Consider the following 25540-nt stretch of genomic DNA (forward strand, 5'->3'; position numbering starts at 1 on the left):
AAAATTGTGGCTAGGGCACAAGCCAGGTCTGCGTCAGCCTGTCAGCCCCGTCCCAGGAGAACTTGGCCCGGCGATGGCCCTGATGGGCCAGATAGAGCCATTCCAGCGTATGAATGCGCAGCGTGACGGCCACAAAGTTCTCCTCACCCTCGTCGGGATGATGACCCTCGGTAAAGGTCACGTCCGACGGTGCTTCAACCGCATCGCCGGGTGCGCGAACGACGCGGTAGCACTCGCGCGAGAAATCCCGTGTCTTGTCCCAGGCGCGCTGACGCAGATCGTCGTCACGATGGATTGTTGCCAATGCCTCCATGCGCAACTGAGTCTTGGCGCGAGGGTCATAGACGTGAATGGCGGCGCGCTGATCGTCGGCCATCTCTTGAAGCTTGGGCGAACGCGCGTCGGTGTGGAAGCGCAATTCCCGCGTCACAGCGTCGAAGCCGCGATTGACAACAGTGCGTAAACTAGGCGCCCCATCGGCGCCAATGGTGGCGACCGTGAAAGTGTGCATGCCGGAGCGCCGATCTTTCACGCCGCGAACAAGCAGCGCCAAAGCATGCTCGCGCGTTGCGTCCAGATCATCATAGTAAGGCGGCAGTTGCTGCTCAGTCATGGCACGGCTGGTGGCCTTTTCCGGCAGTAACGTCAAGGTTTGGCCGCATCGAGGATGCGCAGTTGCACGCTGTCTCGTCCTTGCCAGCTGTTGATGGATATGGTTCCAGCCACATGCATAGGTGCACCATTGCGGGCGGCCATCAGCGCCTCGCCAAGCGGCGATCCTGCGGCGCGAAAGGCAATCGCTGGTAGTCTTGGCCCCTGCCCGTCCGAGAGAGTTGCTTTGATGTGATTGGTGCCGACCGGGCCGGCAAAGGTGATGCGGTGGCTGGCAAACGCAAACACCGGCTCAGGAAACCCGGTGCCATAGGGCGCAACTTTTTCGATCGCATGGGCAAGATCCAACGAGGCGCCGCTGGCAGTCAGAACAGAATCAATTTTTAGACTCTGCGATGAGGTCGATGAGACCGAGGCCTCGGTGAGATCGGCCAGAAGCGCGTCGCGCATGCTCACCCAAGCCTCTTCGTCAACAGTGAGGCCGGCGGCCATGGCGTGACCGCCGCCCTTGGTGGCATGCCCAGCCGCAACCAGGCGGTGGACAGCCTCGCCAATGTCGAGACCAGGAACGGACCGCGCCGAGCCGGTCCAAACGCCCTCGGGCGTTAGCGTGAAAGCCAGGGCCGGTCGATGAAAGCGTTCCTTCAGCCTACCGGCTATCAATCCGACAATGCCCTGATGCCAGCTATCGTCGCGCACCACGATTACAGGCGGGATTTCGCCATCTCGTTCGACTATGGCGATCGCGCTTTCCACCGCTTCGGCCTCAATCGCCTGGCGTTGCGCATTCAGCGTATCGAGTTCTGCCGCCAGATGGCGCGCCTCATCGGCATCATCGCTTGAAAGCAGGCGCGCGCCCATGCCGGCATCACCAATCCGACCGCCCGCATTGATGCGTGGCCCAAGCACAAAACCGAAATGGTAGGGGCGCAGCGGCCCAGAGAGCCTGGACACCTCAACAAGGGCCGCCAGCCCTGGATTGCTACGCGCCTGCGCAACCTGCAGCCCTTTAACGACGAACGCCCGGTTCAACCCGGTAAGCGGCACGACGTCGGCCACCGTTGCCAAGGCGACCAGGTCAAGCAGCTTGAGGAGGTCTGGCAGCGATTCTGGGCTCATGCCACGCGTGCGCAGCTCTCGATTGGCTGCGACAAGCGCCATGAAGGTTACCCCGGCGGCGCAGAGATGCCCAAGGCCAGAGGTATCGTCGGGGCGATTGGGATTGACCAATGCATCCACCGCCGGCCCCAAATCGTGCATCTGGTGGTGGTCAAGCACCAACACCGAAAGGCCGCGCGCCTTGGCATGAGCAAGCGCGTCCTGGCTTGTGGCGCCGCAATCCAGCGTAATGAGGAGATCGATGCCCTGGTCAACCAGTGAGTCGATGGCCTGGATGTTGGGGCCATAGCCTTCGGTGATGCGGTCAGGAATGTGGATGACCGGGTTGGCGTCGATGGCCTTGAGCCAGCGCGCCATGAGTGCCGAAGAGGCTGCACCATCCACGTCATAATCGCCAAACAGACCAACCGTTGCACTTGCTTCGACGGCGTCAGCAAGGAGGGAGGCCGCCTCGTCCATCGCTTTGAGGCAGGACGGATCAGGCATCAGGGTTCGCAATGCTGGGTGCAAGATATCTGATACCGTGCCGGCATCGGCACCACGACCAGCCAGCACCTTAGCGAGCGTTGCGTTGACGTCTGTCGCCTCTTGAATAGCAAATGGGCGTGGGTCGTCGGCTTCCAGTCGGCGCAGCCAGCATTGCCCGTTCAGCGAACGCGCAACCTTTAGGACCAGTGCAGCGCCCTCAGTCGAGATGGAACTTTTCAAGCAGTGTGTGCTTGCCTCTGATCCACCGCACGGTTTTTGACGCGGAACGCATCACCACAGTATCTGTGGTGATCACGTGCGGGCCGAAATGCACGCCGTTGAGCAAATTGCCTTCGGTGACGCCCGTCGCCGACAAGATCACATCACCGCCGGCTAACTCCTCAACTCGGTAGACCTTATTGGGATCTGTCACGCCCATGCGCAGCGCTCGGTCCCGCTTGTCTTTGGTGTCGAGAATGAGCCGACCCTGCATCTGGCCGCCAACACAGCGCAGCGCCGCAGCCGCCAACACGCCTTCGGGCGCGCCGCCAATGCCGAGATAAATGTCGATGCCCGTCTCTTCAGGCGTGGTGCAATGGATGATGCCAGCAATGTCACCGTCTGGTATGAGACGCAGCGAGGCGCCGAGCTGGCGGATTTCGGCGATCAGTGCGGCGTGACGCGGTCGATCGAGCACGCAGGCCGACACCTGTTCAACCGGAACGCCCTTGGCGTCAGCAACAGCCTTAATGTTGTCGGTCGGCGACTTGTCGAGGCTCACCAACTCGTCGGGAAATCCCGGTCCGATCGCAACCTTGTCCATGTAGACATCGGGGGCGTTGAGCAAGCTGCCCTTCTCCGCCAACGCGACCACAGCCAGCGAATTCGGCAGGTTTTTGGCGCACACTGTCGTGCATTCTAGCGGGTCGAGAGCGATGTCGACCTCCGGCCCATCACCGGTGCCAACCTTTTCGCCGATATAGAGCATGGGTGCTTCGTCGCGCTCGCCCTCACCGATCACCACTTCGCCGGTGATGGGGAGTTTGTTGAGTTCGCGACGCATGGCATCAACGGCCGCTTGGTCGGCCTCAGTTTCATTGCCGCGGCCCCGCCAACGCGCCGCGGATACAGCGGCGCGCTCGGTTACCCGCACCAATTCCAGCGTCAAAATGCGCTCAAGGACGAGTTCGCCCGGCGTCAGAATGGAATTGGTCATGGAAGTCGGCCCCCTTGCGGCAATCAGTTACCGCTCGATTCGAATAATTTGCGGTGCAGCATTCACATGCCCGTCTGCAACGATGGCGTCCATGGCTTCACGCACCGATAGTTCCATCGTCTCATGGGTGATGATGATCACCGGCTGGTGCGAATGTGGCCCTGTGTCAGTTGGTTTGCGGCGCTGGACGATGGATTGCAACGAGATGCCATGCTCGGCCATACGCTGGGCAATGGCGGCAAAGGCGCCGGGCTTGTCAACGACCGACAAGCGCACATAGTAGCCGCCTTCATGGGCCCGCATGCGGGCCCTTTGGTATGGACGCAGCGTCCCACGCGGCAACCGCAGCGGCTTGGGCTCCAAGCCGCGCGCCAGGTCCTGCAGGTCCGCCAGAACCGACGCGGCGGTGGCATCGCCCCCCGCCCCCGGACCAGACAGCACGATCTCACCAAGCAAGTCGGTATCGATGGCAACCGCGTTCAAGACACCGTTGATCTGCGCCAACGTTGAATCCAGTGGCAGCATGGTGGGATGAACGCGCTGCTCGATCCCGCTGTCGGTCATTTGCGCAACGCCAAGTAGCTTGATGCGGTAACCAAGTTCAGCAGCTGCGGCCATGTCGTCTGGTGTGATGGCGCGGATGCCTTCCACGTACATGTCGGCGGCTTCGATCTCGGTGCCGAAGGCAAGCGAGGTGAGGATCGCCAGCTTGTGTGCCGTATCGAAGCCGTCGACATCAAAGGTCGGATCGGCTTCGGCATAGCCCAGCCGTTGGGCATCCGCGAGTACGTCGTCGAAGGCGATGCCTTCGCGTTCCATGCGGGTCAGGATGTAATTGCACGTGCCATTCAAGATGCCCGAAACGCGGGTGACGTTCTGGCCGGGCACAGCGTCGCGCAACGCACGGATGGCCGGAATACCGCCAGCAACGGCAGCTTCGAACAACAACGGCACCGACGATTTTTCCGCCAAAGCGGCCAGTTGAAGGCCGTGCGCGGCGAGCAGCGCTTTGTTGGCCGTGATCACCGGCTTGCCGGCTTCCAGTGCCGCTTCAACCACGGATTTGGCGGCACCATCTTCACCGCCGATCAACTCCACGACCAAATCGACCTCGGGATCGTGCGCCAAGTCGGCGGCATTGGCGTGAAACGTAAGGCCGGATGCATCAAACCCGCGATCCTTGGACTTATCACGCGCAGACACTGCAGTGAGCCGCAAAGGCCGCGCGCCCTCGGCGCTGAGTTCCTGAGCGCGGGTCAACAGAAGACGGGCGAGCGCGGCACCAACGGTGCCGAGCCCGGCAACGCCCACACGCAGTGGGCTGTCGCTGGAGGGTGAAGTCATGCGCGGTACGTCCAAGCTGGCGGTCAATCCGCCTACAAAGGGGTGTTCAGCGCATGAGACTGCCGGTTGGACTAGCCGCGAGCGCTGAGGGCGACCACGTTATGCAAAGTCTCGTCGGCTGTTTCAAGGAACCGGCGCAAATTGCGGGCCGCCTGGCGGATGCGGTCCTTGTTCTCCACAAGCGCGATGCGAACGTAATCATCGCCATGTTCGCCAAAGCCAACGCCGGGAGCGACCGCAAAGTCGGCCTTCTCGATGAGCAGTTTGGAGAATTCCAGGCTGCCAAGATGCTTGAATTTGTCGGGGATCGGCGCCCAAGCAAACATCGACGCTGCTGGTGTGGGAATATCCCAGCCGGCTCGCGCAAAGCTGTCGACCAACACATCGCGGCGACCTTGATAGGTGGCGCGCATTTCATCCACGCAATCCTGGGGCCCATTGAGCGCCGCCGTCGCCGCCACCTGGATCGGTGTGAACGCGCCGTAGTCTAGATAAGACTTCACCCGAGCCAGCGCCGCGATCAGACGCTCATTGCCGACGGCAAATCCCATCCGCCATCCGGCCATGGAGTAAGTCTTCGACATGGAGTTGAACTCGACCGCCACATCTTTTGCGCCGCGAACCTGAAGGATTGATGGTGGTGGATTGCCGTCGAAGTAAACTTCCGAATAGGCAAGGTCGGACAAGACAATCAGATCGTTCTTGCGCGCAAACGAGACAACGTCGCGGTAAAACTCGAGATCAGCCACATGCGCGGTCGGATTGGACGGGTAGCACAGCACCAAAGCCAATGGCTTGGGAATGGAATGCTGAACGGCACGTTCCAAAGCATGAAAGAACTCCGGGCCAGGCTCACAAGGAACCGAGCGGACGGCGGCGCCGGCCATAAGGAACCCGAAAGCGTGGATAGGATAGCTAGGGTTGGGTACCAGAATCACGTCACCTGGAGCGGTGATGGCCTGCGCCATGTTGGCAAAACCTTCCTTGGAGCCGAGAGTGGCGACCACTTCGGTATCCGGGTTCAGTTTTACGCCGAACCGACGCTCGTAGTAACCAGCTTGGGCGCGGCGCAGTCCATTGATCCCGCGCGAGGCCGAATACCGATTGGTGCGCGGCTTGCCGACCGTCTCGATCAGTTTTTCGTTGATATGCTCTGGCGTTGGCAGGTCGGGGTTGCCCATGCCAAGATCGACGATGTCCGCACCGTTCGCGCGCGCCTTCGCCTTGAGCTGATTGACCTGCTCAAATACATAGGGCGGCAGGCGGCGAACATGGTGAAATTCGTTCATCTCGACCTCTGGGTTGGGCACCCTTAGGGTGCGGTTAAACAAGGTGCCCGTCATGGGCGACCATTAAAGCGATCTGCAGTCAAAAGCGTGGCCGCTTTGCGGCGCATCAATTGCCAAGCGGGCGTTGTGTCTCACAAAGGGGCGGCGGCGGCAATTGATTGGAACGTCCAACGCGGCCTTATCAAGGCTTTGCCACCAAGGCGCATCACCTATGCAAGATGCGATCTTGTCATAAGACAGGCTGGTGGAGCATGGTGAACGAAGCGTTAAGGGCACAAGGGAATAACCCCGATTGGCGGCAGTCGCCTCCTTGATTGCTGGGATAATGAGGAAACGATCTGGCGATGGCTCAGACTGGCGACAGCACACCTTCCAAAGGAACACGGGCAAAAACGTCGCGCAGCAAGCGCAGCGCAGGCGCCTCGGCGACCAAATCTGACGCCAAACCGGCGGCAAAGCCTCGAGCGCGCCAGACCACGGCCAAGGCTACCCGCAAAACCGCCAGTACGCCTGCAAGCGCGAGTGGCGCAACCAAGAGCAAGGCGACAACCGGTGCAGCCAAAACAGGCGCCGCCAAAGCCGCAACGGCCAAAACTGCCGGCGCCAAGGCGGCAACGGCAAAGTCTGCAACCAAGACGACCGCCAAATCACCTGCCAAAAGCTCGGCGAAAGCGCCTGCAAAAACCACCACTGCCCGCAAGACAAGCGCGGCCAAGACGCCCACGCGCTCCTCGGCAGCTGCGAGAGCTTCCAGCAGGGCGAAGACGGCCACCAAGGCCGCCACGCAGTCCGTCAAAGGCGCAGCGTCTGCTTCCTCCAAACCGATGCAGGCCGTTGTGACGCCGGACAAGCCGGCCACGCCGCCGACACCAAAACCGGCAGAGCATGTGAAACGCGCGCCGGCCGAGCCGGATTCGCGCCCGCTGGAAGACTACACAATCAATGATCCTGAGGCGTTTGCGGAAAATCTAGGCAAGTTCGTCGAACAATCCGGTCGCGTATGGGCCGCCTATCTGAAGCCACGCGAAGAGGGCGAAGCTCGCGCCGTCCAGGCTGACGAGATGGGCGAGGTCGTAAAAACCTTGAGTCAGGTTTCAGAATATTGGCTTTCTGATCCAAAACGACTTTTGGAAGCACAAACGCGGCTTTGGACGGGGTTTTTCGATCTTTGGACCGGCTCGATGGCGCGGGTTTCGGGGGAAAATCCCAAGCCTGTGATCGAACCCGATGCGCGCGACCGTCGTTTCAAGGACCCTGAATGGTCGCGCAATCAGTTCTTCGACACGCTGAAGCAGGCCTATCTGCTTCTTTCCAGTTGGGCCGACGAGCTTGTCGATGAAGCCAGCGATCTTGATCCTCATACACGCCACAAGGCTCAGTTTTACGTCAAACAGATCGCCAGCGCGCTGGCGCCGACGAACTTCGTCGGAACCAACCCAGAGTTGATCAAAGAGACGCTGTCGAGCAACGGCGAAAATTTAGTGCGCGGCCTGTCGATGCTGGCCGAGGATCTCCAAGAGGGTCAGGGCGATCTGAAAGTGCGCATGACCGACACGCGCAAGTTCAAGGTTGGCGAGAACATGGCCATGACACCCGGCAAGGTCGTCATGCGCAACGACGTTTGCGAGCTGATTCAATACTCGCCCACGACTGACACCGTGCTGAAGCGCCCGCTTTTGATGGTCCCGCCCTGGATCAACAAGTTCTACATTCTCGACCTCAATCCGCAGAAAAGCTTCATCAAATGGGCTGTCGCCCAAGGTCACAGCGTGTTCGTGATCTCTTGGATCAATCCCAATGAGAAGCAGGCGCAAAAAGGTTTTGAGCACTATATGCGCGAGGGAATCATGGAATCCCTCACTGCCATCGAGGACATCACCGGCGAACGTCAGGTCAATGCCGCCGGATATTGCGTCGGTGGGACACTGCTTTCGGTCACGCTCGCCTATATGGCTGCGACCGATGATGATCGTATTGCCTCTGCCACGCTTTTCACCACGCAAGTGGATTTCACCCATGCGGGCGACTTGAAAGTCTTCGTGGATGAAGAGCAGTTGAAGGTCATGGAAGAGCAAATGGCCCGCAAAGGCTATCTGGACGGCAAGAAGATGTCGTCGGCCTTCAACATGCTGCGCGCCAACGATTTGATCTGGCCCTATGTCATCAACAATTATCTGAAGGGCAAGGACCCCCTGCCCTTCGACCTGCTCTACTGGAACTCCGATTCCACCCGCATGCCGGCTGCCAACCATCTGTTTTATCTGCGAAATTGCTACCTGGAAAATACGCTTTCGCGCGGCAAGATGGTGCTTGATGGCGTCAAACTCGATCTGGCGGATGTCAAAGTGCCAGTCTACAATTTGGCGACGCGCGAGGACCACATCGCCCCGCCACAATCGGTCTTTTTGGGCTCGCAGTTCTTTGGCGGCGATGTGCGGTTTGTGCTCTCCGGTTCGGGCCATATTGCCGGCGTGATCAATCCACCGGACAAAAACAAGTATCAGTATTGGACGGGCGATGAGCCTCGCGGTCGCTATGAGGACTGGGTGGAAAAGGCCAATGAGACGCCAGGTTCATGGTGGCCGGATTGGCAGGCCTGGACTGAAAACCTGGAAGGCGAGCGCGTAAAGCCGCCCAAGATGGGGTCTCGAGCCAATAAGCCGATCATGGATGCGCCAGGATCGTACGTTCTGATAAAAGCATAGCCTTTAAATCGTCAGGTTGTCAGACAGGGTCAGCTGAGTTCGGCCCTTGCAACGTGGCCGCTACTTGACACCGGCCTGGCGCTCGACGGCAGTCTTGCCAGCCGATGCCTCGGCAGGCGACGTGTCGTCGTTCTTCCCGTCATCGGCACCTTCATCAGCTGTGGCAGCGCCGTTTGTGCCGGTGGGGTTCCAAACCGGCAGTAGCGGCTTGGGCGTACCATTGGTGCCGCTGCGCACGCTGCTTTCGCGATAGCGATCAAGCTCGCTGGAACGGGGGCGTGTCGGTGGTTTGGGCTTGCTGACTTTGGCAGGCCCGGAGTCCGAGGAAGCCACCAAAAGATCGTCATCAGCAAGCTCAGGATTCTGGTGGCTCCCGACGCCATTAGACCCTTTATGCTTGGCGTCCTGCTCGTCCGTCTTGGGGTCTGCAGGTTCTTGGATCTTAGTCGCGGCCTTGTCTTTTGATGCCTTCGATGACCGGATAGGCTGTTCGGCAGCAGGCTCATTGGCATCATGCTCAATGACAATGGCGTCTGCTTCATCCAAGTCCTTGGAAGATTTCTTGGATCGCAACGGCTCGGCTGGCTTGATTTCCGGCTTTTCGACGCGTGTGGCTGCTGGCGAGGTAGTTTGATCTTTCGGCGCCGCCGTTCGCCTTGGTTCCGGCCGCTGTTGCGCCTGTCTATGCTCCGACCGGCTCGGTGCTGGCGTAGCATTGGCAACACGTGCGGGGCGATCTGTGGAAGAGGGCGTCACGGCAGGCTGGGAGGGTTGCGGCGCAGTCTGTGCAATGGCTTTGGGCGTTGGCTGGCTTTCTGCCTGTTTCTGAAGCGCGATTTCCTGGCCAAATGAGCGAAGGAAAGTCGGCACGCCAGAGGCTGGGATTGGGTGGCCGAACTGGAAACCCTGGCCGTACTCGCAACCGAGCTTGGCAAGTTCGACAGCCACCTCCTCGCTCTCGATTCCCTCAGCAACAATATCCATTTCCAAGTCGTGACCAAGGGCGACAATGGCCGCGAGAACCACGGCGGGCTCGCCTGGCTCCATCTCCGCCACGAACGATTGATCGATCTTGATCGTGTCGAACGGGAACCGTTGCAGATAGGCGAGCGAAGAATAGCCGGTACCGAAATCGTCCAGCGACAGGCCAATGCCCAGTTCACGGCAGCGCGCCAGAACCTGAGAAGCGTATTCCGGGTTCTCCATGACCAAGGATTCGGTGAGCTCAAGCTTGAGCGCCGAGCCTGGCAGGTCCGCACGCGCGAGGATAGCGCGCAGATCATTCAGAAGGTCATGGCGCAGCAACTGGCGCGACGAAATGTTGACGCTGGTGAACAGACCAGCCGCGTTGGGATCGTTGCGCATCCAGCGATTAAGGTCGCGTGCCGCGCGTTCCAACACAAACAAGCCAACTGGAATTATGAGGCCGGACCGTTCGGCAATTGGCACAAACTCCGCCGGCGCCATGCGCCCGTGGCGTGGATGGTCCCAACGCAGCAAGGCTTCGAAACCCGCCAATCGGCGATCTTCCAGGCGAATGATGGGCTGGTAGAAGACCGTCAGCTCGTCATTGTCGAGTGCCTTGCGCAAATCAGCTTCGACGGCAGCAATCGAGCGCCCATGCTCGCGCAGGGACGGGCGGAAGGCTTCGCAGCGGTCGCCGCCGAGACGCTTGGCGTGGGCCATGGCGATCTCAGCATCGCGCAAACAGTCCTCAGCGCCATCGGAATTCGGGTCGTAGGTCGCAACGCCAATCGAGACGGTCAGATTGACTTCGTCTTCGCCAAACACGACGGGTGTCTTCAGCGCGCGGCGGATTTGCTCGGTGAGCCGCGCAACAGATGCAGGCTTCTGTTCCGACAGCAACAGAATGCCGAACTGGTCGCCGCTGAAGCGAGCAAGCGTGTCGTTGGGCTTCAGCAAACGGTCGATGCGCCGGGCGACCATCGTGAGCAGCGAATCGGCTGCGCTGGTGCCGACCGCTTCATTGTGCTGCGAAAAATGGTCGATATTGACCACGACGAGGGTCGGACGAGCGACATCCTCGGCGCGCGCGCGTTCTAGCGCCGTCTGGGTGCGGTCAAGAAAGAGTTCGCGATTGGGTAGGCCGGTCAAGCTGTCATGGATGGCATCACGCAGCAGACGTTCCTGCGTCGTCTTCATCTCGGTGACATCGAGCATCGTACCAATCAGGCGGAAGACGCCTTCATCGGCAACAACAGGACGCGCGCGCAAGCGAAACCATTTAAAATGCCCGTCTTCGGCGCGCATGCGCAGCGTTTGATCGATGCGTCCCCGGCCAGTTTCGACGACCATTTCAACCACGTGACGAAAGTGATCACGCTCGCCTGGATGGATGGCGCTGATCCAATCCTGGAACGGTCCTGCAAGCGAGCCACGTTTCAGGCCAAGAATGTCCTCGGTTGCTGGGGAGGAATAGACACGGTCTTTAGCGAGGTCCCAATCCCAGACCAGGTCGCCAGAACCGCTCAGCGCCAGCACTTTGCGTTCAGAATCTGACACCAAGCCTTCGGCAAGCGTGCCGCCAGCAAAGGCGTGCTGCATGACCGTAAAGCCCAAAAGCAAGACGAGCAGGACCAAGCCGCCGGCCAGCGCGGGTGAAACCAGATCGTTGACGATGTTTCCGGACACTGCCAGCCACGCCGCAAGCAACCAGGCCATGAAAACAGTCCAACTGGGGATCAAATGGACCGCGCGATCATAGCCTTGGAGCGACATCGGAACTATGACCAACAGGCCGCCAATGCCAATGACGCCCAGGCCCATACGGGCGATACCGGCAGCGATCTGCGGATCGAAAACCGCAAGGCCAATGAGCGAGGAGAAGAACGCCGCCCAGATAAGGCCGATGCGGAAAAAGGCGCTATGGACCGCACCAAGGCTCAAATAGGCGTAAAGCAGCAAGACTAGCGAGGCGGCGAGCACCACCTCGGCGATCGCCCGACTGACCTGTTCCTCGCCCGGTTGCAGATCGAAAATCTGGTTCCAGAAACCGAACTCGATCGCCAAATAGGCAAGCACAGCCCAGGCGACACCCGCCACGGCAGGAAACATGGCCGACCGTTTGACGATGAACAGGATCGTCAGAAAGAGGGCCAGAAGCCCGGATATACCGAGCACGATGCCCTTATAGAGCGTGGTTGCATTGACGCTGTCGCGATAGGCGTCATCGTCCCACAAAACGAGCTGAGGCAGGCCTGGGGTGCGCAGTTCAACGACGTAGGTAACCACGGCGCCAGGATCGAGCGTGATCCGAAACACGTCGGCTTCCTGGCTTTCCAGGCGCTCCGGCGCCAAGCCTTGGCTGGGTGAAATCGCGACAAGGCGCGAGGCGCCAAGGTCGGGCCAAATGATCTGGCTGTTGGCGAGACGAAAGTGCGGGGCAACCAGCAGTCGGTCGATTTGCTCGTTCGAGGTGTTGGTGAGCGCGAAAACCACCCAACTGCCCGTGCCGTCGGCCTCGCGCGCGCGCACCTCGATGCGCCGAACGATGCCGTCCAGTCCAGGCGCCGTGGACACTTGGATGCGATCGCCAACTTCGACAAAGCGGTCGACGGCGCGGGTCAAATCTAGTGCTTCGACATCCAATGGCACATTGATGGCGTCCAAGGCGGCGGCAGGGGCCGTAACCAGACACATCAAGCTCAATAAGAAGGCGTGCAGCAGGCGCAAAGAGCGACGTCTCCAGGTGGCGGTCGGCTTGCCATTGGTGGGCGCGGACCGGCGCGAGTCATCATGGCGCGAAAAGGCGTCCGCACCAAGGCTTGGTTCCCTATCGTTTCAAGGCTTTGTGCACAAGTTGTGTGTGCCGCCCAGGAACTGGCCTTTCGCCGCAGGGTGAACGCTCAAAGCGGAGAGATTTTGGCAAACAGACGATGATCCTGCCAGCGACCATCGATCTTCAAATAGGCTTTGGCCAGGCCCTCCTCATGAAAGCCAACGCTTTTGAGCAAACGAATGGACGCCTGATTGTCAGGCAGGCAGGCCGCCTCAATGCGATGCATGCCAAGTTCACCGAACAAAAATGGGAACATGGCGGGCAAAACCTCGCCCATATAGCCCTTGCCGGCGTGCGGCTCGCCCATCCAGTAGCCAAGACTGCAAGACTGGCTGACACCATAGCGGATATTGGAGATCGTCAATCCACCCAGCAGCTCCTCGCCCGCGCGATCGAAAATGAAAAACGCATAGCCCTGTTTGTCGCGCGCATCTTGCGCGTAGCGGCGCAGTCGTCGGCGAAAGGCCGGGCGGGTGAGTTCACCCACCGGCCAGCGCGGTTCAAAAGGTTGCAGGAAGGCCTGGCTATCCGACCGCAGCGCTGCCCAGCGCGAAAAATCAGCATCTTCGGGCGCACGGACGAGGCAGCGTTCGCTCTCAAAGATCGGCGGCGCAGGATGAGAAAGGGACCGGAAAAAAGTCACAGGCGCTGGGGGCGTTGGGTTCAAACAAACGTAGGCATGTGGGGCAACATCTTAGATGTGCGACGTGGCTCTTACCATCGACCAATCGGACCAAAGGTCAAGAGCTTTGGCATCGCCGACAGCGGCTTTGGCGAAGGCGCCGTGCTGTAAAATGTCATGCCAACAGGTCTGAACATCCTCCAAACTTGTGGCCTCAATTTCGCTTTCGAGCCGCGCGCGGGTTCGAACGTCACCCAATATGGCGACCTGCCGAGCGTTCCGGCCGGCGATGGCAGGCAGGTTTTCCGTCGCCATCGCCAGAGAGGCACGAAATTGGCGCTTCGCTGCCAACAGCTCATCGGCACGCATGGTGTCGGCGAACCGCAACAGCTCGTTTTCCAGACGCTCGATCATGGGAGCGACCGTATCGGCGGAGGTTGCCGTTTGAATGACGCCCAGGCCCGTGTCGCTGTAGATCATCTGGTAGGCATCGGCAGCATAGGCGAGACCCGCCTCTTCGCGGATCGCCTGGAAGAGCCGAGAGGTCATCCCTCCGCCAAGCATATGCACGGCGAAGGCATGCGGCATGGCACCGGGCCTACCAAACGCCGGTGCTTCCCAGGCCAGCGCAAGATGGGTGTCGAAAGTTTGGCGTGTCTCGAAAAAACGCCCGGCGCCAAACTCTGGGGCAGAACGGATTGCAGGTGCAGATGAGGGAAGAGGTGGCTCAGTATCCTCCAAGGCTCGAACCAGATCATCGTGTGTGATCGCGCCGGCGGCTGACACGACGATACTCTGCGGGGCGTAGGTCCGTGCACGAAAAGCTCGTAATGCGTCCGCACCGAGAGAGCGAACGGTGGAATCCGTTCCGAGAATAGGTTGGCCGATGGGATGGGCGTCGAAAGCCGCCAACCCAATGCCATCGACCAGGCGATCGTCGGGAACATCCATCGCGCCGGCAATCTCCTGGACAACGACATCTTTTTCCAGTGCAATGTCGGCATCGCGAAAATTCGGGGCGCAGACGATGTCGAGAAGGACATCAAGCCCGGCGCGCCAATCCTCTGCCAGCATGCGGACCGTGTAGCTCGTCGCCTCGGGGCTGGTTTCGGCATTGATATCGCCGCCAAGCGCTTCAATGTCAGCCACCGTCTGGTAAGCCGAGCGACGCTTCGTTCCTTTGAAAGCCATATGCTCCAAAAAGTGCGCCAAGCCATGCTCATGTGGCTGTTCATCGCGCGTTCCGGCGTTGACGAATACGCCGAGCGCCACGGTCTCAACGTCCGTACGCGTCTCGGTGACGACCGTCAGTTCGGACGGCAACCGCGAAATCTCGGTCAAACGGCCTCCGCGGCAATCCGGGCTTTGGAAACAACGAATGCCTCAACGGCCTCTTGGTCGTTCGGCAATTTGTCCATGTGCTCATCGCGGCCCATCAAATCGGCCAAATGCGGCGGCAGGGATGGTGTCACACCAGTGGCCGTTTCAACGGCGGCTGGAAACTTGGCAGGATGGGCGGTCGCAAGCGTGACGATAGGAACAGCTGGATCCAAATGTTCCTCATCGGCGACATGATGCGCAACGGCGACGCCGACCGCCGTATGCGGGTCGAGCAGATAGTCCTGCTCGCCGAGAACCCGCTTCATGGTCGTTGCAACTGCGTCTTCGCCTGCGCGGGCGGCAGAAAAATCAGCCCGAATGGCGGCTAGGGCGTCCTCAGGGATGGTGAAGGAGCCGGACTGCTTCAGGCTGTTCATCAAGCTGTTCACAGCTTCGCTGTCCTTGCCCATCGCGGCGAAAAGCAGGCGCTCGAAGTTGGACGACACCTGGATGTCCATGGACGGCGATGTCGTTTGAACGACGCCGTCGGCTTCATAGCGTCCGGTTTCCAACGTGCGCGCCAGAATGTCGTTGGTGTTGGTGGCGATGATCAACCGATCGATTGGTAGCCCTATCTGCTTGGCCACCCAGCCAGCAAGGATGTCGCCGAAGTTACCGGTCGGTACGCAGAAGGATACTTTGCGATCAGGTGCGCCGAGCGCGACCGCAGACGTGAAATAGTAGACGATCTGCGCAACAATGCGCGCCCAATTGATCGAGTTCACGCCCGACAGCGCGACCTGCTCACGAAACGCCTCATGGGTGAACATGGTTTTCACAATGCGCTGGCAATCATCGAACGTGCCATCGATGGCCAGTGCATGCACGTTTCCATCGGCGCTTGTCGTCATCTGCCGACGCTGGACATCCGACACACGCCCATCGGGGAACAGGATAAACATGTCGGTTCGCTCGCGGCCCAAAAAGGCATCGATGGCCGCGCCGCCTGTATCGCCTGACGTCGCACCGACGATCGTGGCGCGTTGATCGCGCTCGGCCAGCACATGGTCCATGGCGCGGGCAAGAAACTGCATCGCAACGTCTTTGAAGGCGAGTGTACGACCGCGGAAAAGCTCCAAGACCATGTGCCGCTCATTGAGCTGCACCAATGGCGTAACCGCCGAATGCCGGAACGTCCCGTAGGCACCGTCGATGATGGTTTTCAGCGTATCATCATCGATTGTTCCGCCGACAAAGGGCTGGATGACCTCAAACGCGACCGTTGCATAGGGCTTGCCGCGCATGGCGCGGATTTGGTCCGCCGAAAGCGTTGGAAAGCTTTCGGGCACATATAGGCCGGCATCGGGCGCAAGACCGGCCAGCAAGGCATCGGCAAAGGAAAGGCGCTGCGAACCGCCGCGCGTGGAATAGTACAGCAAAGCGTTGCTCTATCAGGCTCAAACAGAAGGGCTTCGTGAAGGTGCGCGCATCTGTTACGCCAGTGGCAACCCATCGTCCAGCGGCAAGCCGAGGAGTGGCCGTTCATGAACGATTTCATCGACGCCTATTGCGAACGGCTCGGCGCTGGGTTCTGGGCAGAGCCAACCAACGCGCTGACCAACTTGGCGTTCCTGGTGGCGGCCTATCTGCTCTACCAGCGTTTGCGTGGAAGCGGCGACATACCCGCCTTGGCACTGACACTGCTGATCGCCTTGATCGGCATCGGATCGTTCCTGTTTCACACCTACGCCACGGTCTGGGCATCACTGGCCGATGTCTTGCCAATCGTCGCCTATATGATGACCGCCATCGGCATTGGGCTGAAAAGGCGTTTTGGCTTACCGACCCAGGCTGCGGCTCTCGGCGCTGTCATTTTTGTGTTTGGCACAGCCTTGATCATGTTCAGCCCGTTCATGGCTTTCCTGCCAAGCGGTTCGGTTGCCTACCTGCCGGCGCTCATCGTTTTAGCGCTGTTTGCCATTTCGCTCTCACTGAAGAGCAGCGAGTTCGCCGTCTTCTTTATCCTCGCGACACCGGTCTTTGCGCTCTCGCTGTTCCTGCGCACTCTGGACGCGCCACTGTGTGACCTCGTTCCCTCGGGCACGCATTTCGCCTGGCACGTTCTCAATGCTGTCACACTCTATCTGGTGACCTGGGGGTTGGTACGCCACGGCACTATCGACGCGCGAACTGAAGAGCGCTCGTAAGCGGGCCGCTGGACACGCCAAAACGCCTCAGCAACCAGCCGACAAATTTGCGCACGCCAATGCCTGATCGGATTTCAAAAGCCTCAAAGGCAAAATAGCGCCGTTTCAGTCCTTTGGCGATCAACCCTTTGCGCAGCACCTCCCGCAAGCCTTCCGGTCCGCAATAGGCAACGCGGGTTTGGCGCCAATCAACGTTGACACGTTCGGCAAGGCTATCGGCCGTCAATCGCTCCCCTTTGCCGCTTTCAAACAGGTGCAGCGTGAAGTTTGGATGGCGCGCTTCAGCCTCGCGCAATTCCTCAAGGTGTGCCGCATCAGAGGCCTCGCGCACGCCATAAGCCAAGTGCACTGGTCCTTTGTGCTTTTCCAACTCACCGGCAAAAGCGGCAAACGGCGTAATCCCGACGCCAGCCGCAATCCAGACAGACGGCCTGTCGCCTTTGTAGGCACGGAAGTGGCCATAGGCGTGGGAAACCTTCGCGCTCTGCCCAACCGCAAGCCGCCGGGCAAAGTTGCGCGTGTCGTCACCAAGCGCTTTCACTGTGAAACGCAGCGCGCGATCCTCTGACGGCGCCTTGGAGATCGTGAACGGATGGGTCTCTGCAACACCTTCATGACCAAACCGAACAAACGCGAACTGGCCCGCTTGGTGGGCAATACCTTTGCCTTTTGGCTCAAGACTGATCGCAAGTGTGGACCCCTCTTTGTCGATGTCAGCAATTGTGTAGCTCTGCCGGCCCTGGAACAGCCCATAGGGCAGCAAGGTGTAGATCCACGAGAGAACACCAAGCAGGCAGAGGATCAAGATGCTGACACCGAGGGGGTCAGTGTTGGCAATCGGCTTCATGATCAGGGCAAAGTGGGCCACCGACGCAACGAAGAAACCACCCATCAGTTTGTGCGTCCAACGCCACAGATTGTAGGGGATGAAAGTAACGATGGTGATGATGACGAGCGCAACCAAACCGTAAAGGCTGATCTCGCCAAGGGTTTCGGCGAAATCGTGCAATCTGGTCTCCCGGCCCAATGCAGGCAGGTCGGCGTCGATTGTATCATGCACCAACACCGCGGCCAGCCCACCAATGCCGAGCCATTTGTGCAGCACATAGATCCTGTCGAGCCCGCCAAACAGCGTTTCTAGCCCGGCCAGCCTGGTCGCGAGGATTTGCGCAAGCGCCATCGCGACCAACGCAACGATGCCAATATACTGGCTGATGAGCGGGATAATGTCGTAACGCGCAGCCAGCGGGACGTAGCCGATCAGCGGCGAAAGCAGTGCAAGAGCGATGATCACCAGGCCAAGAGGGCGCATGGACTTGATCCTTCATTTGGTCTGTTGCTTGGGTGAACCGGCTAGCTAGCGGCGGGTTGTGTGTTCAGTCCGTCAGCCATGAGCTCTTCGATGAATACGCTGAGCAATTGCGGGCGACCGGTGACGCCAGCCTTGCGATAAACCGCGTTGCACTGTGCCTTGATGGTGCCGTCCTTGGTTTCGCGCAGCCTTGCCATGTCGGCGATCGAAAGGCCCTTGATAGCCATCAACGCGACATCGCGTTCGGAGGGCGTCAGGCCCCAATCGTCGAAATGCGCGTCCAGAAGTTCGGCAAATGCGCCAGATGCGATCTGCATTTGCTGTTCCAATCGTTTTTGCCGATCGAGCAACGCCCACAGCTGACGACCGGTGAAGAGGAGACTGACGATCAAAACGCCCGTGATGACATATTCCATCAAGTCGGACTCGCCCCAATGCGCCAGACTCTGATTGCCGGTCAGGTCACCAAGAGCATCCAGCGCAAAAAAAAGCGCGCAGAACGCCTGGAGGAAGAACACCGTCGAAAGCGCCGGATTGAGGCGAATGAGCGTCGGCAGGCTGGTTGCGAGCGTGTTGGGCCTGGTGGGGCTGGTCATCTTATTTTGTCCGTCAAAGCGAGAGAACCGGCTGCGCAGCGATGCACAGCCGGTTCGTCAGGGGTTAGTTCCCCATATCGTCGTCATCATCGTCATCGTCCTCCTCTTCGAGTTCGACCGAGACAATCATGCCGGTTTCGGGCGAAATCTCCAACTCGAGCAGCTGGCCATCGGTTAGGACAACTGCTTCCAATTCATCGTCTTCGGCTTCGATATCGCGCACCTCATAGCCAGCGCTGGTGAGAGTATTCATCACCTCTTCCAAATTGGTGCCGACCGTGTCGCCAACCGTTGGGGCGGCGAGGGCGACGGCGGGAGCGACAAGAAGGCCGGCAGAACCGGCAAGCAGTGCTTTCTTCAGCATGGTCATTTCAGGGGATCCTTTCATCAACACGCCGGGCGGGGGTGCCCGTCGCTGTCGATGAGGTGGGAGATGGCGAGCGTTGATCCCATTGCGCTGAGGTTGATCTGCGGCGCAATAAACTAGGGTTTATGCGCGGGATTACCTGACTTTTGGCGCGGAAGGTGCTGCGGCAAGGCTGTTTTTCCGTGCCTGCCCCGTGACGCAGCTTAAGAGTGTGATACGCCTCGTTTCAAAATGATTTGGCTTTGGGGAGCACGTGATGGACGAAGATACGCCGGTAAAGGCTGACAGCAACGCGAGCGATAAAGACCAGCTCAGTCAAGCGGCCCTGTTTTACCATGAGTATCCGCGCCCCGGTAAGCTGCAGATTACGGCCACCAAACCGCTTGGCAACCAGCGTGACTTGGCGCTGGCCTATTCGCCGGGCGTCGCTGCGCCGTGCTTGGAAATCGAAAAAGACCCCCTGACGGCGGCGAAGTATACAGCTCGCTCGAACCTTGTGGGCGTGATTTCCAACGGAACAGCCGTCCTCGGTCTTGGCGCGATCGGCGCGCTTGCCTCCAAGCCGGTCATGGAAGGTAAGGCGGTCCTGTTCAAAAAATTCGCCGGCATCGACGTCTTCGACATCGAAGTGGACGAACTTAATCCACAAAAGTTCATCGATACCGTCGCCGCGCTGGAGCCAACCTTTGGCGGCATCAACCTTGAGGACATCAAGGCTCCGGAATGCTTCATTATCGAAGAAGCACTGAAAGAGCGTATGGACATTCCGGTGTTCCATGACGATCAGCACGGCACCGCGATTATCGTCTCAGCGGCCGTGCGCAACGCGCTGGAGTTGACCGGCAAGGACATCAAGCAAATTAAGCTGGTGACAGCCGGCGCGGGTGCCGCGGCGCTTGCCTGTCTTGGCTTGCTTGAAGAGGCCGGCCTGCCGCGCGAAAACATCTGGATCACTGATCTTGAAGGCTGTGTCTATGAGGGCCGCAAGGAACTGATGGACCCCTACAAGGACCGTTATGCGCAAGCGACCGATCTGCGCACGCTCGGTGAGGTCATCGAAGGCGCCGATGTTTTCCTCGGCCTGTCGGCAGGCGGCGTTTTGAAACCGCAGATGCTGGAAAAGATGGCCAGCTCGCCGCTAATCATGGCGCTCGCCAACCCGAACCCGGAAATCGATCCAGCGACCGCGCGGGACGTCCGCCCGGATGCCATCATCTGCACCGGGCGTTCGGACTATCCCAATCAAGTCAATAATGTTCTGTGTTTTCCCTACATCTTCCGTGGCGCGCTCGATGTTGGCGCACGCACGATCAACAGCGAAATGAAGCTGGCCGCCGTGGAAGCGATTGCGGCGCTTGCCCGGGAAGAACCGTCCGAAGTTGCGGCGCGAGCCTATGGTGGACAATCCTCCACTTTTGGGCCGGATTTCCTGATCCCCTCCCCGTTCGACAATCGGCTTATCCTGCGGATCGCACCAGCCGTCGCCAAAGCAGCCATGGACTCAGGTGTCGCCAACCAGCCGATCGAAGATTTGGACGCCTATATGGACCGGCTCAACCGGTTCGTGTTCCGCTCCGGGTTGATCATGAAGCCGGTGATCGCGCAGGCGAAGGCCAACCCCAAACGGGTCATCTATGCCGAAGGTGAAGATGAGCGCTGCCTGCGTGCAGCGCAGATCGCCATGGAGGACGGCATCGCCGTTCCGATCCTTATCGGGCGCCCGACCGTCATGCTCGATCGGGCCAAACGCTTTGGCCTTAAACTGCGACCCGGCGAAGATTGCGAGATCATCAATCCGGAGGATGATCCGCGCTACCGCGACTATGTGGACGCCTATTTCGAGAGCGTTGGCCGATCCGGCGTAACGCCCGATGCCGCGCGCACTGTGGTGCGAACCAATACGACGGTGATCGGCGCAATCGCGGTCAAACTCGGCGATGCCGATGCACTGCTCTGTGGTCTACAAGGCGGGTTTTCCGGTCATGTTGGCCATGTGCGCGATATTCTTGGAACCAGTTCGGATGTCGCCGACTATTCGACCTTGTCGCTACTGATCATGGACAAGGGTGGGTACTTCATGACCGACACCTATGTCAGCTACGATCCACCGGCTCGGGAAATCGCCGAGACGACGATCCGTGCCGCCCACCATATTCGCCGGTTCGGGATCGAGCCGAAAGCAGCCTTGGTTTCGCATTCCAACTTCGGATCACGCCCGACGCCATCTGCGTTGAAGATGCGCAAAGCGTTTCAGATTCTGCAGGATCAGGGCATCGACTTTGAGTGCGACGGCGAAATGCACGCCGATGTGGCTTTGTCACAAGTCTTGCGCGACCGTGTCATGCCGGAGAGCCATCTGACCGGCGAAGCGAACCTTTTGGTTCTTCCCAATCTTGATGCCGCCAACATTGCCCTCAACATGACCAAGGTGCTCGGCGAAGCGCTCCATGTCGGGCCGATCCTGATCGGACCGTCCAAGCCCGCTCACGTCTTGACCCCATCAGTCACCAGCCGTGGTGTGGTGAATATGACCGCGCTTGCCAGCGTCGATGCGCAGGCCGGAAGCGTCGTACCTGTTTAAAGAAAGCGGGCAATCACTGGCACAAGCATGGCCGTCGCCAAGCCGTTAAACGCCATGGCGATTCCGGCGAACAATCCGGCCACAGGATTGACCTGAAAGGCGCGCGCGGCCCCAATGCCGTGGGCGGCAACGCCGGCTGCAAAACCTCGGGCGGCAGGATCCTTGATACGCAGCGCGTTCATCACGGGCGTGACCATGATCGCGCCGAGTATGCCGGTCATAATGACAAAAACCGCTGTCAAAGACGCGATCCCGCCAAACTCGACCGAGATGCCCATGGCGATTGGTGTGGTCACCGATTTGGGGACAAGTGACCAAAGGACCGCACCTTCAATGCCAAACAGGACGGCCAATCCATAAACACTGGCAACTGCCGTCACCGCACCGGCCAGCAAGGCAGCTATGATCGCGGCGACATGGCGTTTCACTTCTGGCCAGTTGGCAACCAGTGGCACAGCCAAGGAAACCGTCGCCGGCCCAAGCAGAAAATGCACAAATTGGGCGCCGGAGAAATACGTCGTGTAGCTTGTCGAGGTGAGCAGCAAAACGGCAGCGACGAGACCGGCTGAAACCACAACCGGATTGGCCAACGGGTGGCGGTTGGCATGCTTCGACAGGCCATCACCAATGGCGTAGGCGACCACGGTCACCGTGAGCCACAACAAGGGCGTGGCCTCAAGAAAGACCCAGAGATCCAAAAACTCTTCGACCGGGAACCCGTCCATCTAGGATGCCTCGTCCGGCGGCGTCTGCGTGCCAATCCAGCGATCGACAAGGACGAACACGGTTGCGGTGACGATCAGGGTCAAAAGCGTGGACAGGCTGAGCGCGAGAATGAGCGGCCAAAAATCGTTGGCAAACACGCCGAGATGCTGGATCAAGCCGACCGCAGCGGGCACGAACAATAAGGATAGATGCCCCAACAACGTGTTGGCGAGCGGCTCAACGATGGCCCGCAGGCTCGGAACGAGCGCTAGCAATGCCGCCAGCAGAATAAGGCCGATCACAGGCCCCGGGATGCCGAAGCCAGCGAGGCGCGCCACCCCCTCGCCCGCCAATTGCATGCTCAGAACAAGAGCGATCGCTTGAATCATGAGCGTTTGCCAGGGGAAATGCAGGCGGGCTGATCAGCCGGGCGCTCTTGCCGGGTACGCAGACACCAAGACACGTCGTTACGCAGCATCGGCATCTATGTCGGCCTTGGCCTCTTCAATCTGGCGGGCGGCTGCGCGGATCGTCGCTGCTTTGCGTTTCGCTTCGACTGAGCGGTCGCTTTTGCGTTTCTGCGTATCGGCAACACCGAGCTTTTTGACCAGCGCAAGATACTGCTTGGCGGGAAGCGCCGGCGCAAACAGATAACCCTGAGCTTGTCGGATGCCGTAGCGCTTCAAATGCGCCACTTGCTCGATACGTTCCACACCTTCGGCAACCACATCCATGTCGAGCTGTTCGGCCAGATCCGTCAGCGTATGGGTGATCGATTCGCCGATCCGGCTCACACCCAACTGGTCGATGAACATTTTGTCGATCTTCACTATGTCGAGGCCAAGCTCTTGCAGGTAGGCAAGGCCACCATGGCCGGTGCCCGCATCATCAAGAGCCAAGCGACAGCCAAGCCGCTGAAGTTTGCGCATAATCACTTTGGCCTGCGACAAGCTTTCAAGCGGTGCGCGCTCTGTGATTTCCAAGACCACTTGACCGTAGGCGATGTTGGATGGACCGAAGATCGACTCCACGTCCTCGATGATGTCAAGATTGGTGAAATGCTGGTTGAAGAGGTTGATGGCAACCTTCAGCCCGGGGCGGCTTTTGTAGTCGCGCTGCAAGTCGCGGACGACGGCTTGCATCAGTCTGCGGGTCATCGGAATGGCCAGACCGGTCTGTTCGGCCAGGCCGATAAATGCGCCAGGTGAGACTGTACTTCCGTCCGGCTTGATCCATCGCACAAGCACTTCACAGCCCACCAGCTTGCCGGTCTCGACATCAATGACTGGCTGATAGAACGGCACAAACTCATCGTGATTGATGGCGCGCTCGATCTCATTGACCTGCGCTGGCGTGTAGTGGATGAGACGCGTGGTCAAGAGCACGATCAGCGCGCCGATCACGATTGAGCCAACCATCGCCCATAAGCGGATGGCGTTGAAATTGGCTTCTATGAGGTTGCGATCGACGGATACTTGGACTCGCATTGCACCATCGACCAAAGGCAACGATTTTACCTCGATGTGGGCACGCTCCTGACCGCCATAGGTTTCTGGATCACGGGCGAACAGCACTGCATCGCCCAGGGACAGCGCAACGCCCGTGGTCAAATCGACCATGTCGAAGAAATGCGGCAGCGTCTGGCGAGGTAGGAAGGCGGAATGGATCCCATGGTCCGATGCAAAATCCAGGATCAGACCAGTGATCCGCGTTTCAAAAATCCGTGCCTGCGCGAGGCGGAAATCGCCATCGAAAATGGGCGTGGGCTCGCGAAACAATTGGAACGCGCCTTCCCCCAAATCCGGTTCCATGCAGATCAGCTCGCCGTCGAGAGACTGCATCGCAAGAATGGAAATATCGGGTGATTGGAGCGCCAGTGTCCGCATCCGTTCGATATCGGTCGAACCGCACCCAACCCCGGCTGCATCGGCAAGCCTTGCCAGTTCCTCAGTCAAGTTACGAAGCTGGGTATCCACTCCTTCGCTCGCCAGGATCGCTTGATGTTCAAGATGTTCATCAGCCTTGGTGGCGGCATAGTGCCCGATGAGCCAATGCGCTCCGAAAACAGGCATGAGCGCAAGGACGCACCCGAACGCAAAGAACCAAAGCTGCCGAACGTTTAATTTCACGGGGAACCTTGGGCCTTTTTCGCTCTATCACGCGGTTTTGAAGAAAGTAGTGCCTGCGCGGCGCGGGCCAACCTAAAGTCGCATCGCGGCACTTGCTATCTGGTAAACAATCCGCCGAGATTGCGATGCGCGTGCCGCTTGTCGCATTTGAAGCGATGAGAGCCGACCACCGAAGCCCCTAAACCCAGTTGCTCTGGGCCTTTTTAAGTGCCATGCAACGCGTCGATAAAAATCCTAGCTTTGGAGCCGTTCATGGAAGCGCTGTTCATCGGCCACGCCTATATCGACGTTACCTTCATTACGGATACGCTTCCGACGGGCGATGACAAGACAATTGCCGATGATTATGCGGTCTCCTATGGCGGCAACGCGGTAACCGCAGCGTTCGCAGCCGCCAAGCTTGGCGTGCGCCCTGATTTGCTTTGCACGTCCGGCGATGATTGGCTTTCCTTGATGTTCCGCGAGATGGCGCGCTCAGCTGGTGTGCGCATCCATGAGCGCAAAGTTTCCGAAGCTTCCCTCTCCTTCATTATGCCGAAGGATGGCAAGCGCGCCATCGTGCGTTGTCGTGACGACGACTATCTGCATCCATTTCCGAACCTCAACCTTGATGGCTGCAAAGTTCTGCATGTCGATGGGCATCAGGGCGACGCGGCCCTGCACTACGCCAAGGCGTGCCGTGAACGTGGCATCGCGACGTCGCTCGATGGTGGCGCGGTGCGCGAGAACACCGATGAGCTGTTGAAATACATCGATGTCGCGGTGGTTTCGGAGCTTTTTTGCGAGACCTGGGGTCTTGAGCCGAAAGATGCGCTGGAAAAACTGAAAACCTATGGCTGCCGCGTCGGCGCCGTGACGATGGGCTCAGATGGCGTGATTTTCTACGCGCAGAACGGCGAGCATCAGCATGTGAAAGCGCTTCCTGTGCCGATGAATCGGATTGTCGACACCAACGGCGCCGGCGACATTTTCCACGGCGCCTACATCGTCTCGATGCTGCAATTCCCAAGCCGAACCTGGACGGAGCATTTCCGCTTTGCGCGTGCCGCGTCGGCCTATGCGATCCAGCATCTCGGCAATGAAGAAAGCGTACCGACGCACGAAAACATCGAAGTCACGCGCAAAGAGTTCGAACGGATTTCCGTTTAA

19 protein-coding genes are annotated in these 25540 nt (G+C 59.4%); 4 read left to right on the plus strand and 15 right to left on the minus strand.

The window, feature by feature from the left end; all coding sequences use genetic code 11:
* Positions 1-10: 10 nt before the first annotated feature.
* From JJ917_06385 to JJ917_06405, 5 genes are all read right to left on the minus strand, one after another.
* A complete protein-coding gene (locus JJ917_06385) occupies positions 11-613 on the minus strand; it encodes a pyridoxamine 5'-phosphate oxidase family protein (protein ID MBO6698435.1) in 603 nt (200 codons plus the stop codon).
* Positions 614-645: 32 nt separating this feature from the next.
* Complete coding sequence (recJ, locus tag JJ917_06390) at positions 646-2427, minus strand: single-stranded-DNA-specific exonuclease RecJ (GenBank protein MBO6698436.1); 1782 nt, start codon at positions 2425-2427, stop codon at positions 646-648.
* Entirely contained in the window at positions 2417-3415 is a 999-nt protein-coding gene (gene glpX / locus JJ917_06395) for a class II fructose-bisphosphatase (protein ID MBO6698437.1), read from the minus strand. Before glpX ends, recJ begins: the two co-directional genes overlap by 11 nt.
* 27 nt (positions 3416-3442) lie before the next feature.
* Positions 3443-4759 carry a homoserine dehydrogenase gene (locus JJ917_06400; GenBank protein ID MBO6698438.1) on the minus strand — a complete coding sequence of 439 codons (1317 nt, stop codon included), beginning with the start codon at positions 4757-4759 and terminating at the stop codon, positions 3443-3445.
* 71 nt (positions 4760-4830) lie between these two features.
* Positions 4831-6048, minus strand: coding sequence for an LL-diaminopimelate aminotransferase (locus JJ917_06405; GenBank protein ID MBO6698439.1), 1218 nt, complete (start codon positions 6046-6048; stop codon positions 4831-4833).
* Between the two features lie 344 nt (positions 6049-6392).
* On the opposite strand from JJ917_06405, the gene phaC reads away from it, so the two are divergent.
* Positions 6393-8753: a class I poly(R)-hydroxyalkanoic acid synthase gene (gene phaC, locus JJ917_06410; GenBank protein ID MBO6698440.1), complete on the plus strand. Its 2361-nt coding sequence runs from the start codon at positions 6393-6395 to the stop codon at positions 8751-8753.
* Positions 8754-8813: 60 nt separating this feature from the next.
* Here phaC and JJ917_06415 read toward each other — a convergent pair whose 3' ends face one another.
* The 4 genes from JJ917_06415 to JJ917_06430 form a co-directional block, all read right to left on the minus strand.
* Positions 8814-12413: an EAL domain-containing protein gene (locus JJ917_06415; GenBank protein MBO6698441.1), complete on the minus strand. Its 3600-nt coding sequence runs from the start codon at positions 12411-12413 to the stop codon at positions 8814-8816.
* Between the two features lie 206 nt (positions 12414-12619).
* Entirely contained in the window at positions 12620-13195 is a 576-nt protein-coding gene (locus JJ917_06420; protein MBO6698442.1) for a GNAT family N-acetyltransferase, read from the minus strand.
* Between the two features lie 51 nt (positions 13196-13246).
* The gene (locus JJ917_06425) at positions 13247-14515 is read right to left on the minus strand and encodes an insulinase family protein (GenBank protein MBO6698443.1); all 1269 of its coding nucleotides are present in this window, start codon (positions 14513-14515) and stop codon (positions 13247-13249) included.
* Positions 14512-15933, minus strand: coding sequence for a threonine synthase (locus JJ917_06430; protein MBO6698444.1), 1422 nt, complete (start codon positions 15931-15933; stop codon positions 14512-14514). The genes JJ917_06425 and JJ917_06430 overlap by 4 nt, the downstream gene beginning before the upstream one ends.
* 105 nt (positions 15934-16038) lie before the next feature.
* Here JJ917_06430 and JJ917_06435 point away from each other — a divergent pair, with 105 nt between their 5' ends.
* Complete coding sequence (locus tag JJ917_06435) at positions 16039-16701, plus strand: ceramidase domain-containing protein (GenBank protein ID MBO6698445.1); 663 nt, start codon at positions 16039-16041, stop codon at positions 16699-16701.
* On the opposite strand, the gene JJ917_06440 is transcribed toward JJ917_06435, so the two are convergent.
* The 3 genes from JJ917_06440 to JJ917_06450 form a co-directional block, all read right to left on the minus strand.
* Positions 16670-18013: a ferredoxin reductase family protein gene (locus JJ917_06440; protein ID MBO6698446.1), complete on the minus strand. Its 1344-nt coding sequence runs from the start codon at positions 18011-18013 to the stop codon at positions 16670-16672. The two genes, JJ917_06435 and JJ917_06440, sit on opposite strands and share 32 nt — an antisense overlap.
* A gap of 41 nt (positions 18014-18054) precedes the next feature.
* Complete coding sequence (locus JJ917_06445; GenBank protein ID MBO6698447.1) at positions 18055-18609, minus strand: hypothetical protein; 555 nt, start codon at positions 18607-18609, stop codon at positions 18055-18057.
* Between the two features lie 64 nt (positions 18610-18673).
* A complete protein-coding gene (locus tag JJ917_06450; protein MBO6698448.1) occupies positions 18674-18979 on the minus strand; it encodes a PepSY domain-containing protein in 306 nt (101 codons plus the stop codon).
* Positions 18980-19232: 253 nt separating this feature from the next.
* Between JJ917_06450 and JJ917_06455 the strand changes: the two genes are divergently transcribed.
* Complete coding sequence (locus tag JJ917_06455; GenBank protein MBO6698449.1) at positions 19233-21557, plus strand: NADP-dependent malic enzyme; 2325 nt, start codon at positions 19233-19235, stop codon at positions 21555-21557.
* Here the strand turns inward: JJ917_06455 and JJ917_06460 are convergent.
* From JJ917_06460 to JJ917_06470, 3 genes are all read right to left on the minus strand, one after another.
* Positions 21554-22282, minus strand: coding sequence for an LrgB family protein (locus tag JJ917_06460; GenBank protein ID MBO6698450.1), 729 nt, complete (start codon positions 22280-22282; stop codon positions 21554-21556). The two genes, JJ917_06455 and JJ917_06460, sit on opposite strands and share 4 nt — an antisense overlap.
* Positions 22283-22651, minus strand: coding sequence for a CidA/LrgA family protein (locus JJ917_06465; GenBank protein MBO6698451.1), 369 nt, complete (start codon positions 22649-22651; stop codon positions 22283-22285).
* A 78-nt stretch (positions 22652-22729) separates the two neighbouring features.
* A complete protein-coding gene (locus JJ917_06470; GenBank protein ID MBO6698452.1) occupies positions 22730-24334 on the minus strand; it encodes an EAL domain-containing protein in 1605 nt (534 codons plus the stop codon).
* Positions 24335-24643: 309 nt separating this feature from the next.
* Between JJ917_06470 and JJ917_06475 the strand changes: the two genes are divergently transcribed.
* Positions 24644-25540 carry a sugar kinase gene (locus tag JJ917_06475; protein MBO6698453.1) on the plus strand — a complete coding sequence of 299 codons (897 nt, stop codon included), beginning with the start codon at positions 24644-24646 and terminating at the stop codon, positions 25538-25540.

The organism is Hyphomicrobiales bacterium (assembly GCA_017642935.1).
Taxonomy (GTDB): Bacteria; Pseudomonadota; Alphaproteobacteria; order Rhizobiales; family MH13; genus MH13.